We start from the raw sequence: 14,590 nt of genomic DNA on the forward strand, positions 1-14,590 counted from the left end.
GGACTTTCAAAGGAACCTCGTCCCAGCGGATGCTGGAGACGGGGTATCAACATATCTGGCGTTGACTTTTGGCACGCTGTTGAGTTCTCAAGGAACGGACGCTTCCTTTGTACTCACCCTCGCGGGCTTTCCTCCGGGCGCTTCCCTTCGGTGTTTCCAACCTTACCAGATCGTTTTTCGTGATCCGGCCCCCTGTTGGAGCGGGGTTCGCTTTCCGGTTCGACCCTTGCGGGCTTTCCCTTTCGGCGGTTCCGACTTTATCAGATCCTCGTCCGGGCCCTGCTTCTCGAAAGTCGCAGGCGGCTCGAATTCGTTTCCGATTCCCTGTCGGGAGGGGTGCCTTTCGGCGTGCCGCCACTTTAACGGATTCCCTTGATCTCTCATAATCGGCGCCGACCGGGCCGGGTCGATTCGACCGTGGTCCGATTTTTGGCAATGCCAAAGAGGACCCGGTTGAGGGAGTCGTTCTCAGTGGTGGTTGTGCCGCTTGCGGCGTGCGCCCATAGCGCTGCCCGTCTCAAGCGGCTCGGGCTACATTACGGCCCTGCCACGACAGAGTCAAGCTGCCCTGGTCCGGCGCTTCCGCGGGACGTGCGCGCGGTACGGGCTGACCGTCGGGTCGCCCTCGATCCAGAAGCGCCAGGGGTGCGTCGCCCCTTCGCCGCCGACGCCGGTGCGCGGGCCGCTGCGTACCCGTGCCGGGTCGGCCGGCGTTCCCGTGAGGACGGACAGCGGCGCCTCGGGGCCCGCGCACACGTCCGTGCCGTTCAGCTGCCGGTCGATGGCCAGGCCCGTGGCCAGCCGGGCCGGGCCCTGGGCCAGTTCGCTGGGCCGGCGGGACTTCGGGCGGCGCTCGGCCACCTGGTCCGTGCCGGACAGCACCTCACCGGCGCGCAGCAGCACACCGCTCGCATAGCCGTCGGGGCCGCACACGAGGTTGAGGCTGAACCACATGCCGTAGATGAAATAGACGTACGCGTGTCCGGGCGGGCCGAACATCGATGCGTTGCGCTCCGTGCGGCCCCGGTAGGCGTGCGACCCGGGGTCGTTCTCGCCGTCGTACGCCTCGACCTCCGTGAGGCGCAGCTCGATGGGTCCCTCGGGGGTGTTCCGCACGAGGGTGCGGCCGAGGAGGTCCGGGGCGACGTCAAGGACGGGGCGGTCGAAGAATGTCCGCGGGAGCGGCATTCGGGCGGGTTCGGAGATCATGCGATCCCAGGGTAATGGACCTCGCCGCGTTTCTTCCCGGGCCGCCGAGTGGCCTGGGAGTACCGCGTCTTGGCAGGGTGTGGGCTTGCGGCGGCCGGCCGCCGGGGGAACCGCCGTACGCCGTTTCGCGTTCGTAGGGGGCGTACCCGGACCGGGCGGGAGCGTCGCGGCCGGACATCGACGGAGTACAGGCGCGTGCCTGGGGAGGACGATCAATGGGGTTCAAGAAGCTGCTGGCGAGTCTGGGTGCCGGGGGCGCGTCCGTGGAGACGGTGCTCTTCGAGGAGAACGTCGTGCCCGGTGGCGTCGTGCAGGGCGAGGTGCGTATCCAGGGCGGCTCGGTCCCGCAGCAGATCGAGGGCCTGTCGGTCGGTCTGCAGGCGCGGGTCGAGGTCGAGGGGCAGGACCAGGAGTACAAGCAGGACATCGAGTTCACCCGGCAGCAGCTGGGCGGCGCCTTCGAGGTGCAGGCCGGTGCCGCGCACACCGTGCCGTTCGGGCTGGAGATCCCGTGGGAGACGCCCGTCACGATGTTCCTCGGGCAGCACCTGCACGGGATGAACGTCGGCGTCACGACGGAGCTGGCGATCGCCCGCGCGGTCGACTCCGGTGACCTCGATCCCGTGAATGTGCACCCGCTGCCGGCGCAGCAGGCGATCCTCGACGCGTTCGGGCAGCTCGGGTTCCGCTTCAAGAGCGCGGACCTGGAGCGCGGGCACATCCGGGGCACGCGGCAGAAGCTGCCCTTCTACCAGGAGATCGAGTTCTTCGCGCCGCAGCAGTACCGGGGGCTGAACCAGGTCGAGCTGTCCTTCGTGGCGGACGACCGGGCGATGGACGTCGTACTGGAGATGGACAAGAAGCCGGGGCTGTTCACCGAGGGCAGCGACACCTACCGCTCCTTCCAGGTGGGGCTGCACGACTTCCAGAACACGGACTGGGCGGCGTACCTGAACCAGTGGCTGGCCGAGGTCGGCGGGAAGCGCAACTGGTTCTGAGCCGCGGCGGACGCGGCGTACCGGTGTCCGGCGCGCGGGCATGAGTTCCGGCCGGGCCGGGCACCGGTTCTGCCGCGAGCAGGTTCTAACCTGGCCGGACGGTCTCCGAACGCGATCAGGAGGTGTCGAAGTGTCCGAGCAGAAGCGCCGGCCGCTCCCGCACGACTTTCATCCGCAGGTGCCCTCGTTCACGGTGGTGAGCGACGATCTGCAGGAGGGCGGGACGCTGGCGGACGCCCAGGTGTTCAGCGCGGGGAACACCTCGCCGCACCTGCGGTGGGAGGGTGCCCCCGAGGGCACCAAGAGCTACGCCGTCACCTGCTACGACCCGGACGCGCCGACCGGCAGCGGTTTCTGGCACTGGTCGGTGTTCGACATCCCGGCGTCGGTGACGGAGCTGCCGGCCGGTGCGGGCTCCGGTGAGATGAAGGGCCTCCCCCAGGGCGCGGTCCATGTGCGCAACGACTACGGGACGCGGGACTTCGGCGGTGCCGCGCCGCCGCCCGGTGACGGCCCGCACCGTTACGTCTTCACGGTGTACGCGGTGGACCAGGAGAAGCTGGGTCCGGACGCGGACGCCACGCCCGCCGTGGTGGGCTTCAACCTGCGGTTCCACACGCTGGGCCGCGCCCAGCTGATCGGCGAGTACGAGATCCCCGCCGAGGGCTGATCCCGGCTCCGTACGCGCGTGCCCGCCCGCTTGCCGTGCGCGGGTCCGTGCGTCCGTAATTCCGTTGCGCCCCGGCGCCCCGGATCGCACAGTGGTGTTCGGCCGACGGTTGCCAACCGGCCGTCGGGCAGTCGGCACCGCAGTGGCGGGGGCGGCGGGGCGCAGGTGTGTCGCCTGCCGTCTGCCGGAGTCCGCTTCGTGTCGGACGGCCGCGCCGGCTGCCGTGGGCGCTCCGGGTCCCTTGTCACGGGGGACGGGGCCCGGAGCGTTCCCTCCGCGCTTCCCCGCGCCTGCTCATCCTTGCCCGCGTGCTCGTCTTTTCCGCGCGGGCCCGCCGGTCCCCGGTTCGTCGTTCGTTCGCTTGTGCCTCACCTGCCATCTCCCTTGCCGTATACGGAAATTGCGTTGTCCGGGGGATCACTGGAACTGCACAGTGGAGCCACTTCGCCGAGCGGCGGACGGATTGCGGGAGGTGGTCGGGATGCGCGAGACGCTGGTCCTCAACGCGAGCTTCGAGCCGCTGTCGACGGTGTCGCTGCGGCGTGCGGTGGTGCTGGTCATGCAGGACAAGGCCGTGGTCGAGCAGGCGCACCCGGGTCTCCGCCTGCGGGCCGCCTCGCTGGACCTTCCGGTGCCGCAGGTGATCAGGCTGAGCAGGTACGTACGGGTGCCGTTCCGAAGACAGGCGCCGTGGTCGCGGCGGGGTGTGCTGGTGCGGGACCAGCACCGGTGCGCGTACTGCGGGCGGCGCGCGACGACGGTGGACCACATCGTGCCGCGGGCGCACGGTGGCGGTGACACATGGCTGAATACGGTCGCCTCGTGTGCCGCCGACAATCACCGCAAGGCGGACCGTACGCCGGAGCAAGCGGGGATGGAGCTGCTGCGGCGGCCGTTCGTGCCGACGCCGGCGGACGCGATGCTGGCGGCGCTGGGGGTGTCGGTCCGGGAGGAGCTCCCGGACTGGCTGGCGCAGTCGGCCTGAGGAGCGGCGTACGCGTCACCGGCTGATGCGGCTCTGCGCGCCGGAGCGCCGGCGCACGCGTGGCTGACCGGCGCGGTCGGCTCGGGGCCGGCGTACGGGAGCGTGAGGGGGCGTGGGGAGACCCGCGCCCCCTCGTCGTACGTGTGGCTCAGCGCAGGACGAGCTGGATGATGGCGACCGTGCCGACCACGACGATGACGCCGCGCAGGACGGGCGGCGGCAGCCGGCGGCCGATCTTGGCGCCGATCTGGCCGCCGAGCGCCGAGCCGACGGCGATCAGGAGGACGGCGGTCCAGTCGAACTCCGCGACGAAGAGGAAGAAGACCGCGGCGACGCCGTTGACGAGCAGCGCGAGCACGTTCTTGAGGGCGTTGATGCGCTGCAGGTCCTCGTCGAGCAGCAGGCCCATCAGGGAGATGTACAGGACGCCCTGGGCGGCGCCGAAATAGCCGCCGTACGCGCTGGCGAGCAGCAGGCCGGCCAGGAGGCCGAGGCCGCCGTCGCGGTGCGGTGTGGTGCCGTTGCGGGCGCGGCGCGCCTTGACGGCCGCCGACAGCCGGGGCTGCAGGACGACGAGTACGAGGGCGATGGCGACCAGTGCGGGGACGATCGCGTCGAAGGCGTCGGAGGGCAGGGCGAGCAGCAGGACGGCGCCGGCCAGGCCGCCGGCGAGGGCCGCGGCGCCGAAGCGGAGGATGCGGCGGCGCTGGCCGCGCAGTTCGCGGCGGTAGCCGATGGCGCCGCTGACGGAGCCCGGTACGAGGCCGAGGCTGTTGGAGACGTTGGCGGTGACGGGCGGCAGGCCGATGCCGAGCAGGACGGGGAAGGTGATGAGCGTCCCGGACCCGACGACGACGTTGATGGCGCCCGCGCCCATCCCCGCGGCGAAGACGGCGAGCGCTTCCCAGACCGTCATGCCGAACCCCTGGCTCGTGATCGATGCGTCATGAATCGATCATGCACCAGGGGTTCGGCGGACGGAGGATGCGACCACGTGGCGGGACGGCCGCGTACGGGCGTCGGCCAAGGGCCTCGGCCGACGGGCGTCAGTCGATGGGCGGCTGCTGGCGCGGCGGGGTCGGGGCGGGCGCCGCCGGGGCGCCGCCGGCCGGGGTGAAGCTGTTGATGGCGCCGCCCAGGCCCTTGAGCGCGTCGCCGATCTCGCTGGGCACGATCCAGAGCTTGTTGGCGTCGCCCTCGGCGATCTTCGGGAGCATCTGGAGGTACTGGTAGGAGAGCAGCTTCTGGTCCGGGTCACCGGCGTGGATGGACTCGAAGACCGTACGGATCGCCTGGGCCTCGCCCTCGGCGCGCAGGGCCGCGGCCTTGGCCTCACCCTCGGCGCGCAGGATCGCGGACTGCTTCTCGCCCTCGGCGCGGAGGATCTCGGACTGCCGGACACCCTCGGCCTGGAGGATCGCGGCGCGCTTGTCACGGTCGGCGCGCATCTGCTTCTCCATCGAGTCCTGGATGGAGGTCGGCGGCTCGATGGCCTTGAGCTCGACGCGGTTGACGCGGATGCCCCACTTGCCGGTGGCCTCGTCGAGGACGCCGCGCAGCGCCGCGTTGATCTCCTCGCGGGAGGTCAGGGTGCGCTCCAGGTCCATGCCGCCGATGATGTTGCGGAGCGTGGTGACGGTGAGCTGCTCGATCGCCTGGATGTAGCTGGCGACCTCGTACGTCGCGGCGCGCGCGTCCGTCACCTGGTAATAGATGACGGTGTCGATGTTGACGACGAGGTTGTCCTGGGTGATGACCGGCTGCGGCGGGAACGGTACGACCTGTTCCCGCAGGTCGATGCGGTTCCGGATCGAGTCGATGAACGGCACGACGATGTTCAGGCCCGCGTTCAGGGTGCGGGTGTAGCGGCCGAAGCGCTCGACGATGGCGGCGCTGGCCTGGGGGATGACCTGGATCGTCTTGAGGAGTGCGATGAAGACCAGCACCACCAGGATGATCAGGACGATGACGATCGGTTCCACAGTGGCTCCCCGTGCCCTTCCATTGCTGTCGGTCGGCCGGTCCCGCCCGGCGTGTCGTTGATCGAGTCTTGCAGAGAGTCACCCTCTTGTGCAGGCCGTTCTCCGGTCCGGCACGGGCCTGTTGACCAGCGTCGTCACATCACGACGGCGGTTGCTCCCTCGATGTCCACGACGTCCACTTTCTGCCCCGGCTCGTAGACCTGGTTCTCGTCCAGCGCGCGTGCCGACCACACCTCGCCGGCCAGCTTGATCCGGCCGCCGCCGGAGCTGTCGACCCGCTCCAGGACCGTGGCCTGGCGGCCCTTCAGGGCGTCGACGCCGGAGGCCATGCCGGGCCGCCGGGCGCGGGCGCGGTTGGCCATCGGACGCACGACGGCCACGAGTGCGACCGAGACGGCGGCGAAGACGACGACCTGCATCACCGTGCCGCCCCCGAGGGCGGCCACCACGGCACCGGCGACGGCGCCGACCGCGAACATCCCGAATTCGGGCATCGCGGTGACGACGAGCGGAATACCCAGTCCTACGGCGGCGACGAGCCACCACACCCATGCGTCCACACGGTCATGGTAGATCCGCGAACGGTCAGGCGGACAGGGCCCGATCGATCGCGGCCGGATCATGGGGGGTGTTTCGGCCCCGACCGCGGGTCAGGGCCTGCGCCGCGCCAACTGTCAGGTGAGCGGCAGACCTTGGGCGGTCCAGCGGTCGCCGTTGCGCTCGACGATCAGCGGGAGGCCGAAGCAGCGGGAGAGGTTGCTGGAGGTCAGCTCCAGGTCGATGGGGCCGGCGGCGAGCACCTTGCCCTGACGGATCATCAGGACGTGGGTGAAGCCCGGCGCGATCTCCTCGACGTGGTGGGTGACCATGATCATCGACGGCGCGAACGGGTCGCGGGCGAGTCTGCCGAGCCGGCGTACGAGGTCCTCGCGGCCGCCGAGGTCCAGCCCTGCGGCGGGCTCGTCCAGGAGGAGCAGCTCGGGGTCGGTCATCATCGCGCGGGCGATGAGGGTCCGCTTGCGCTCGCCCTCGGAGAGGGTGCCGAACTTGCGGTCCAGGTACGGGGTCATGCCCAGCCGGTCGAGGAAGGCGCGGGCGCGCTCCTCGTCGACCGCGTCGTAGTGCTCCTGCCAGGTGGCGGTCATGCCGTAGGCGGCGGTGAGCACGGTCTGCAGCACCGTCTGGCGGCGCGGCAGCTTGTCGGCGAGCGCGATGCCGGCCATGCCGATCCGCGGCCGGAGGTCGAAGACGTCGACCTTGCCGAGGGTCTCGCCGAGGATCGTGCTGGTGCCCGTGGTCGGGAAGACGTAGCTGGAGGCGACGTTCAGAAGGGTGGTCTTGCCGGCGCCGTTCGGGCCGAGGATCACCCAGCGCTCTCCCTCCTTCACCGACCAGGAGACCTGGTCCACCAGAGCCCGGCCCTCGCGGACCACGGATACGTCCACCAGCTCCAGAACATCGCTCATGAGCGCGTTGTCTCCCATTGCATCTCGGTCGTCGCGTGCACCTGTAGGCGCAGCCCCCCTGCAAACCTACGCCACCCATTGTCAGTGGCTGTCCTTAGGCTGGGTCCATGCTCGATGAACCTCGTTCAGGACGGCTGGCCGCATGGGGAAATGCCCTTTTGGCCGGACTTGTCCCACCAGATGACGCAGCTCAGCGGATCGCGGAGGGTGACGCGGTCCACCGTGTCGCCGGGCTGCCCGGTGAGCCGGGTCCGGTGGGGCTGACGCTCGCGCTGGGCCGGCTGCGGGCGCTGGGCGCGACCGGGCTGCGGGTGGCGCTGCCGGTGCCGGGGCATCCGCTGGGGCTGAGCGGCCCGCCGGAGTTCAACGCGCGGGCGCTGGCCGCCGGGGAGGCGGTCACCGGCTGCGGGGTGGCGCTGGGGCTGGTGCCGGAGGTGCACGAGGCCGGGCCCGAGGGCGACGTGCACGTCGAGGTCGTGTGGCAGTGCATGACCGTACGGGAGGCGCCGCCGGCCGACGTGCCCTCGCTGGGCGAGGCCGAGCGGGAGCTGGCCGAGGCGCTGCGGGAGGCGACGGAGCTGCTGGCGAAGCTGGATGTGGCCGGATCCGGACCGGTCGCGGACGCGGCGCTGGCGGCGTACCGGGCGCGCGCGGAGGCCGGCCGGCAGCTGCTCGCGCCGGGGTACCCGCCGCGCGCGGTGCGGGTGCTGGAGCTGGCGCAGAAGGTCGGCGCGCTGATCGACATCGCGCGGGGCCCTGCGGGCGGCGACGGCCGGGAGCACGGGGCGGCGGTCAGCTCGTCGCAGATCGCCGCGCGGATGGAGGCGTTGCGTCCGGTGGAGCGGACGGCCCGGCGGGCGCAGGTGGCGGCGTACGACTCCTTCGTGGAGGAGCGGGAGCGGAGGGCCCCGTAGGGGCCGTCCGCTCCGACGGGGGCCGCGCCGCGGGGGTAGTTCCGACGGGGGCCGCGCCGTGGGGGCCCGGCGAGTGTCCCCGGTGCGGCGCCGTTGTGGCCGGTCGCGCAGTTCCCCGCGCCCCTGACGGCGGCTCGCCGTGGTCGGCACGGTGCGACGCCGGGTGCCGCGCCGTCCTGGGCGCTCGCGCAGTTACCCGCGCCCCTCAGCGCCGCGGGAGGCAATTCCGACGGAGGCCGCGCCGTGGGGGCCCGGCGAGTGCCCCCGGTGCGGCGCCGTCGTGGCCGGTCGCGCAGTTCCCCGCGCCCCTGACGGCGGCTCGCCGTGGTCGGCTCGGTGCGACGCCGGGTGCCGCGCCGTCCTGGTTGCTCGCGCAGTTCCCCGCGCCCCTGACGGGGCGCGGTTCTTCCCGTACGTGGACACGTGCGGCGCCGTCGTGGCTTGTCGCGCAGTTCCCCGCGCCCCTGACAGGCGTTTACGCGCCCGCTCCGTGGCGGACTGCCCAGAGGGCTGCTTGGGTGCGGTCCGAGAGGTCCAGTTTCATGAGGATGTTCGAGACGTGGGTCTTGACCGTCTTCTCGGAGAGGACGAGCGCGCGGGCGATCTCGCGGTTGGAGCGGCCGTCCGCTATCAGGGCCAGGACCTCGTGCTCCCGGTCGGTGAGTGAGCCGCCGCGCCCCTGGTGGCTCCCCGTGTCCTCCTGGCTGAGCAGCGCGTCCGCCACCTCCGGCTGCAGCAGTACGTGCCCGGCGTGCACCGACCGGATGGCACCGGCCAGCGCGTCGGGGTCGATGTCCTTGTACACGTAACCCGCCGCGCCGGCACGCAGCGCCGGGATGACCGTCCGCTGCTCGGTGAAGCTGGTCACGATCAGCACCCGGGCGGGACTGCGCTGCTCGCGCAGCAGCCGCAGCGCCTCGACGCCGTCCATCCCGGGCATCTTCACGTCCATCAGGACGACGTCCGGATGCAGCCGCTCCGCGGCGGCCACGCCCTCCTCGCCGTCGGCGGCCTCCCCCACGACCTCGATGTCGTCCTGGACCTCCAGGAACGTCCGCAAGCCCCGCCGTACGACCTGGTGGTCGTCGACGAGCAGCACCTTGATGGGGCCGCCGGTCCGGCCCCTGTCTCCGTCAGCCACCGGGGACCTCCATCTCGACAGCGGTGCCCTTGCCGGGCGCCGATTCCACCGTGAGCGTGCCGCCGACCCCGCTCGCCCGGTCCCGCATCGACACCAGGCCCAGATGGCGCCCGGCCCGGCGGACGGCGCCGGGGTCGAAGCCGCGCCCGTCGTCGGCGATCCGCAGCACCGCGCCCTGCCCGTGCCGGGCGAGGGTCACGTCGACACGCTGCGCGTCGGCGTGCCGCAGCGCGTTGTGCAGCGCCTCCTGCGCCACCCGCAGCAGCGCCTCCTCCTGCGCGGCGGGCAGCGCCCGCAGCCCGTGAGCGGCGAAGGTGACCTCGGCGCTGTGCGCGCGGTCCAGCACCTGGACCTGCGTACGGAGCGTGGCGACCAGGCCGTCCTCGTCCAGGGCAGCGGGCCGCAGCTCCACCACGGCGGCCCGCAGCTCGTCGGCGGCCTCGGCGGCGAGCCGGGCGACCTGCTGCAGCTCGTCCTTGGCACGGGCCGGATCGCGGTCGACCAGTGCGGTGGCGGCCTGCGCGGTCAGCCGGAGCGAGAAGAGCTTCTGGGAGACCGCGTCGTGCAGCTCGTGCGCCAGCCGGGCCCGCTCCCCCGCGATGGTCAGCTCGCGGCTGCGCTCGTAGAGCCGGGCGTTGGTCAGGGCGATGGCGGCATGCTGCGCGAGCATGCCGAGCAGTTCCTCGTCCTCGGCGGTGAAGTTGCAGCCGCCGGTCGGCCTCGGGCACCGCTTGTTGGCGAGGAAGATCGCGCCCAGGATCTCGTCGCCGTCGGCCACCGGCATGCCCAGGAAGTCGGACATGTCGGGGTGGGCGCTGGGCCAGCCCTCGAAGCGGGGGTCCTTGCGGACGTCGCCGAGCCGCTGCGGGGTGGCGTCCTGGAGCATCGCGGCAAGGATGCCGTGCTGGCGGGGCAGCGGGCCGATGGCCTTCCACTGCTCCTCGCTCACGCCGTCCACGACGAACTGCGCGAAGCCCCCGTGGTCGTCCGGCACCCCGAGCGCGGCGTACTCGGCGTCCAGCAGCTCGCGGGCGGAGGCGACGATCGTCTTGAGCACGTCGCGCACCTCCAGGTGCCGGCTCATGGCGAGGATCGCGCTGCTCACCGCGGAGAGCCCGGCACCCCGCTCAGCCCCTGGTCCCTTGGTCATGCACTCACGGTACCGGCGGCCCGCACGGCGCGTATCCGCCCGCGGCGGGGACCGGACCGGGTCCGGAGACGTAGGACCGGAGACCCGGTCCCGGAAACGCCGACCCACGGAGGCGCGGCCCCGGGGAGGCGGGGCGGCCAGGCCCCGGGGAGGCCCATTCCCCATACCCCCATGGCCCTCCCGGCCGGGACTTTCTCCTCCCCTATATAGGGGACCTCTTTCCAGGGCCTCTATATAGGGGAAAGGCAAGGCGGGCTTTCGCGGGGAGTGGCGTGCCGGAGCAGTTCCCCGCAGGGATCCGGCACTCACTGTCCGTGCCGCGGCAATGACATAACGCCATGCGGCGACTCTAAACATGTGAGCCCGCACATAGGGCGTACATCACTTACGAAGAAGGTTAGTGGCAAGTGAATACGGGGGGTCGCGGGAGTTGATCCGTAGCGCCCCTTGGACTGAGCGGTGGGGGACGTAATTCGAATGGCCCGGGTTCCACTAAACAGCTTCGTACGTCACATGATTGCAGGCTTAAATTCCGGCCGCTAACAATGGCTGACGTCGCCCGGCGCCGTGGAAAAGGATCCCGGCGTTACCGCGCCGATCCGGCCCACGCGACGTCCCCCACTGGAAGAGGTTTCTTTCCGCATGCCCCTGCACGCCATTCCTGGCTACAGCCGCCTGAACCGGAATCACAAGCTCTCTGCCGCTGCCGTTGCCGCGGGCGGTGCCGCCGCCGTCGTCTTCGCCGTCGTTCCCGGTTCGGCCAACGCCGAGCCCGCCCAGAACGCAGCGTCGGTCCAGAACGTCAAGCCCGTCGCCTACCACGTGGTCGACGACTCCTCGGCCTACAGCCTGGTCGACAATGCCGCCGCCAAGGCGCAGAACGCCGAGCTGACCCAGGACAGCACGCGCGCCGCCGACCTGGCCGGCGCCGACGCCTTCGCCGCGAAGAAGCAGGCCGAGGGCGACGCCCGCGCCGCTGCCCAGGCCAAGGCCAAGGCCGCCGCCGACGCGGCTGCGCAGGCCAAGGAGGCCGCCAAGAACAAGGCCTCCCAGCAGCGCACCACGACGCAGGCCGCCAGCCGCTCCACCGAGCGCAAGCCGGTGCAGTACGCCAACAACCTGGACGGCTGGATCCGGGAGTCCCTCGCGATCATGAAGCAGAAGGGCATCCCCGGCTCCTACGAGGGCATCAAGCGCAACATCATCCGCGAGTCCGGCGGTGACACCCGCGCGATCAACAACTGGGACATCAACGCCCAGATGGGCATCCCGTCCAAGGGTCTGCTGCAGGTCATCGACCCGACCTTCAAGCAGTACCACGTGGCCGGCACGTCCAACGACATCTACGACCCGGTCGCCAACATCGTCGCGGCGTGCAACTACGCCGCCGACAAGTACGGCTCGATGGACAACGTCGACTCGGCGTACTGAGCCACCGGGGAGCGCCGGAAGGCCGGCGCCGGACGATGACGACGCGAGGGGCGGCACCCGATCCGGGTGCCGCCCCTCGCGGCTCTCGTCGTGCGGCGGGCGCACGGGTTACTTGCGCATGACCTCCGGCTCGTGGCGGCGGAGCAGCCGCGCCACGACGAAGGCCAGCGCGACGCCCAGCGCCAGCATGAAGACCATGTCCATCACATAGACACCGGTCTGGTGCTGCCACAGCGGGTCGGGGTCGGTCTTGTCCCAGGGCAGCAGCGTGTTCAGGTCGGCGGTGGCGCCCAGCGCCGCGACCGCCCAGCGCGAGGGCATCAGCCAGGAGATCTGTGCCACGCCCGGGGTGTTGTAGAGCTGGAAGAGCACGCCGGTGAAGACGACCTGCACGATGGCGAACATGACCAGCAGCGGCATGGTCTTCTCGGCGGTCTTGACCAGTGCGGAGATCATCAGGCCGAACATCATCGAGGTGAAGCCGAGCGCGATGATCGCCACGGTCATCTCGACGGCCGGCAGGTCCTTCACGATCAGGCCCTCGGCGGGCATGTTCCGCGTCGAGAAGCCGATCACCGCGATGATCACGCCCTGGACGGCGGTGACCACGCCCAGGACCAGCACCTTCGACATCAGGTACGCCGAGCGGGACAGGCCGGTGGCCCGTTCGCGCTCGTAGATGACGCGCTCCTTGATCAGTTCGCGGACCGAGTTGGCCGCGCCGGAGAAGCACATGCCGACCGTGAGGATCAGCAGGATCGTCGTGGCGTCGCGGTTCGTCCTGGCCCGGTTCAGCGGGCCGTAGCCGAGGCCGTAGTCGCTGGGGATCAGCATGGAGACCACGCCGAGTACGGCGGGCAGGATCAGCATCAGGCCCAGGAAGCCGCGGTCGGAGGCGATGACGGAGACGTACCGCCGCATCAGGGTCCACAGCTGGGAGCCCCAGCTCTGGGACTTCTGCATGCGGGCCGGTGGTGGCTGGACGTTCACCGACTGCGGCGCGACGGCGTCGATGTCGGCCGCGTACATCTGGTAGTGCGGGGAGCCGCGCCAGCGGCCCATCCAGTCGTAGTCGCGGTAGTTCTCGAACGCCGAGAAGACGTCCGCCCAGGACTCGTACTGGAAGAAGTTCAGCGCCTCCTCGGGCGGGCCGAAGTAGGCGACGCCGCCGCCCGGCGCCATGACCAGCAGCTTGTCACAGAGCGCGAGCTCGGCGACGGAGTGCGTGACGACGAGGACCGTGCGGCCGTCGTCGGCGAGGTCGCGGAGCAGCTTCATGACGTCGCGGTCCATGCCCGGGTCGAGGCCGGAGGTCGGCTCGTCCAGGAAGATCAGCGACGGCTTGGTCAGCAGCTCCAGGGCGACCGAGACACGCTTGCGCTGGCCGCCGGAGAGGGAGCTGACCTTCTTCTCCTTGTGCACGTGCAGCTTGAGCTCGTGCAGCACCTCGTCGATCCGCGCCTCGCGCTCGGCCTCGGCGGTGTCACCGGGGAAGCGGAGCTTGGCGGCGTACCGCAGCGCCTTCTGGACGGTCAGCTCCTTGTGCAGGATGTCGTCCTGCGGGACCAGACCGATGCGCTGCCGCAGCTCGGCGAACTGCTTGTAGAGGTTCCGGTTGTCGTAGAGGACGTCGCCCTGGTTGGCGGGGCGGTACCCGGTGAGCGCCTTGAGCAGCGTGGACTTGCCGGAACCCGACGGGCCGATGACCGCGATCAGCGACTTCTCGGGCACGCCGAAGGAGACGTCCCGCAGGATCTGCTTGCCGCCGTCGACCGTGACGGTCAGGTGGCGCGCGGAGAAGGAGACCTCACCGGTGTCGACGAACTCTTCCAGCCGGTCGCCGACCAGCCGGAACGTCGAGTGGCCGACGCCGACGGTGTCGTTGGGCCCGATGAGGGCCGAGCCGCCCTTGGGGACCGGCTGGCCGTTGACGTACGTACCGTTGTGGCTGCCGAGGTCGTGGATCTCGAAGCGGCCGTCGGGCGTGGCCCGGAACTCCGCGTGGTGCCGCGAGACCTGCAGGTCGGAGACGACCAGCTCGTTCTCCAGGGCACGGCCGATGCGCATGACGCGGCCGAGGTCCAGCTGGTGGAAGGTGGTCGGGCTGCGGTCGCCGGCCGGCTGCGGAGCCGCGGCGCCCTGTGCCGGGGGCTGCTGCGGCCCGCCCTGCGGCGGGATGCCGGCGCCGTGCGAGGGCGGGCCCTGCTGCGGCGGCGCGCCCTGCCATCCCTGCTGCTGCGCCGGCGGCTGTTGGGCTCCGGCCCAGCCGGGGGCGCCCTGCTGCGGGGCGGGAGCCGCGGTGGCGGGCTGGGCGGCGTAGGCGTCGTTGGCCGGGGCCGTGGGCTGCGCGGCGTAGGCGTCGGCGGCGGCCGCCGCTGCCGTGCCGGTCAGGGTCAGCCGCGGACCGTCGGTGGCGTTGCCCAGGTGCACGGTCGAGCCGGGGCCGATCTCCATCTGGTGGATCCGCTGCCCTTGCACGTACGTGCCGTTGGTGCTGCCGAGGTCCTCGATGACCCAACTGCGCCCTCCCCAGCGCAGGGTCGCGTGCCGCCAGGACACCCGCGCGTCGTCCAGCACCATGTCGCCCTGCGGATCGCGGCCCAGGCTGTACGGACGGGACGGATCGAGCGTCCAGGTCATTCCG

General features: G+C 71.2%; 13 protein-coding genes. 5 read left to right on the forward strand and 8 right to left on the reverse strand.

Annotated elements, in window-relative coordinates; all coding sequences use genetic code 11:
* Nucleotides 1–558: 558 nt before the first annotated feature.
* Complete coding sequence (locus C3486_RS23075) at nucleotides 559–1,209, reverse strand: DNA-3-methyladenine glycosylase (protein ID WP_103834667.1); 651 nt, start codon at nucleotides 1,207–1,209, stop codon at nucleotides 559–561.
* Nucleotides 1,210–1,424: 215 nt separating this feature from the next.
* On the opposite strand from C3486_RS23075, the gene C3486_RS23080 reads away from it, so the two are divergent.
* The 3 genes from C3486_RS23080 to C3486_RS23090 all read left to right on the forward strand — a co-directional run bounded on the left by C3486_RS23080 (nucleotide 1,425) and on the right by C3486_RS23090 (nucleotide 3,862).
* Nucleotides 1,425–2,207: a sporulation protein gene (locus tag C3486_RS23080; protein WP_103834668.1), complete on the forward strand. Its 783-nt coding sequence runs from the start codon at nucleotides 1,425–1,427 to the stop codon at nucleotides 2,205–2,207.
* A gap of 130 nt (nucleotides 2,208–2,337) precedes the next feature.
* Entirely contained in the window at nucleotides 2,338–2,877 is a 540-nt protein-coding gene (locus tag C3486_RS23085) for a YbhB/YbcL family Raf kinase inhibitor-like protein (protein WP_103834669.1), read from the forward strand.
* Nucleotides 2,878–3,358: 481 nt separating this feature from the next.
* Nucleotides 3,359–3,862 carry an HNH endonuclease gene (locus tag C3486_RS23090; protein WP_103834670.1) on the forward strand — a complete coding sequence of 168 codons (504 nt, stop codon included), beginning with the start codon at nucleotides 3,359–3,361 and terminating at the stop codon, nucleotides 3,860–3,862.
* 148 nt (nucleotides 3,863–4,010) lie between these two features.
* Here C3486_RS23090 and C3486_RS23095 read toward each other — a convergent pair whose 3' ends face one another.
* From C3486_RS23095 to C3486_RS23110, 4 genes are all read right to left on the reverse strand, one after another.
* Entirely contained in the window at nucleotides 4,011–4,778 is a 768-nt protein-coding gene (locus C3486_RS23095) for a sulfite exporter TauE/SafE family protein (protein ID WP_103834671.1), read from the reverse strand.
* A gap of 130 nt (nucleotides 4,779–4,908) precedes the next feature.
* Nucleotides 4,909–5,844 carry an SPFH domain-containing protein gene (locus tag C3486_RS23100; protein ID WP_103834672.1) on the reverse strand — a complete coding sequence of 312 codons (936 nt, stop codon included), beginning with the start codon at nucleotides 5,842–5,844 and terminating at the stop codon, nucleotides 4,909–4,911.
* Nucleotides 5,845–5,978: 134 nt separating this feature from the next.
* Complete coding sequence (locus tag C3486_RS23105) at nucleotides 5,979–6,392, reverse strand: NfeD family protein (protein ID WP_258052955.1); 414 nt, start codon at nucleotides 6,390–6,392, stop codon at nucleotides 5,979–5,981.
* Between the two features lie 126 nt (nucleotides 6,393–6,518).
* On the reverse strand, nucleotides 6,519–7,328 hold the full coding sequence (locus C3486_RS23110; protein WP_103834674.1) for an ABC transporter ATP-binding protein: 810 nt from the start codon (nucleotides 7,326–7,328) through the stop codon (nucleotides 6,519–6,521).
* Between the two features lie 89 nt (nucleotides 7,329–7,417).
* Between C3486_RS23110 and C3486_RS23115 the strand changes: the two genes are divergently transcribed.
* Complete coding sequence (locus tag C3486_RS23115) at nucleotides 7,418–8,224, forward strand: hypothetical protein (protein WP_103834675.1); 807 nt, start codon at nucleotides 7,418–7,420, stop codon at nucleotides 8,222–8,224.
* Between the two features lie 475 nt (nucleotides 8,225–8,699).
* Here C3486_RS23115 and C3486_RS23120 read toward each other — a convergent pair whose 3' ends face one another.
* The gene (locus C3486_RS23120) at nucleotides 8,700–9,365 is read right to left on the reverse strand and encodes a response regulator transcription factor (RefSeq protein WP_103834676.1); all 666 of its coding nucleotides are present in this window, start codon (nucleotides 9,363–9,365) and stop codon (nucleotides 8,700–8,702) included.
* A complete protein-coding gene (locus C3486_RS23125) occupies nucleotides 9,358–10,515 on the reverse strand; it encodes a GAF domain-containing sensor histidine kinase (RefSeq protein ID WP_103834677.1) in 1,158 nt (385 codons plus the stop codon). The genes C3486_RS23120 and C3486_RS23125 overlap by 8 nt, the downstream gene beginning before the upstream one ends.
* 642 nt (nucleotides 10,516–11,157) lie before the next feature.
* Here C3486_RS23125 and C3486_RS23130 point away from each other — a divergent pair.
* A complete protein-coding gene (locus tag C3486_RS23130; RefSeq protein ID WP_103834678.1) occupies nucleotides 11,158–11,946 on the forward strand; it encodes a transglycosylase SLT domain-containing protein in 789 nt (262 codons plus the stop codon).
* A gap of 108 nt (nucleotides 11,947–12,054) precedes the next feature.
* Here C3486_RS23130 and C3486_RS23135 read toward each other — a convergent pair whose 3' ends face one another.
* A complete protein-coding gene (locus tag C3486_RS23135) occupies nucleotides 12,055–14,586 on the reverse strand; it encodes an FHA domain-containing protein (protein WP_103834679.1) in 2,532 nt (843 codons plus the stop codon).
* Nucleotides 14,587–14,590: the final 4 nt, after the last annotated feature.

The sequence above is a fragment of the Streptomyces sp. Ru73 genome (assembly GCF_002920575.1).
Taxonomy (GTDB): domain Bacteria; phylum Actinomycetota; class Actinomycetes; order Streptomycetales; family Streptomycetaceae; genus Streptomyces.

Coding starts and splice junctions, on each gene's coding strand:
- C3486_RS23135 (WP_103834679.1), bottom strand. CDS start 14,586: ATGACCTGGACGCTCGATCCGTCCCGTCCGTACAGCCTGGGCCGCGAT.
- C3486_RS23125 (WP_103834677.1), bottom strand. CDS start 10,515: ATGACCAAGGGACCAGGGGCTGAGCGGGGTGCCGGGCTCTCCGCGGTG.
- C3486_RS23080 (WP_103834668.1), top strand. CDS start 1,425: ATGGGGTTCAAGAAGCTGCTGGCGAGTCTGGGTGCCGGGGGCGCGTCC.
- C3486_RS23130 (WP_103834678.1), top strand. CDS start 11,158: ATGCCCCTGCACGCCATTCCTGGCTACAGCCGCCTGAACCGGAATCAC.
- C3486_RS23095 (WP_103834671.1), bottom strand. CDS start 4,778: ATGACGGTCTGGGAAGCGCTCGCCGTCTTCGCCGCGGGGATGGGCGCG.
- C3486_RS23075 (WP_103834667.1), bottom strand. CDS start 1,209: ATGATCTCCGAACCCGCCCGAATGCCGCTCCCGCGGACATTCTTCGAC.
- C3486_RS23110 (WP_103834674.1), bottom strand. CDS start 7,328: ATGGGAGACAACGCGCTCATGAGCGATGTTCTGGAGCTGGTGGACGTA.
- C3486_RS23115 (WP_103834675.1), top strand. CDS start 7,418: ATGCTCGATGAACCTCGTTCAGGACGGCTGGCCGCATGGGGAAATGCC.
- C3486_RS23090 (WP_103834670.1), top strand. CDS start 3,359: ATGCGCGAGACGCTGGTCCTCAACGCGAGCTTCGAGCCGCTGTCGACG.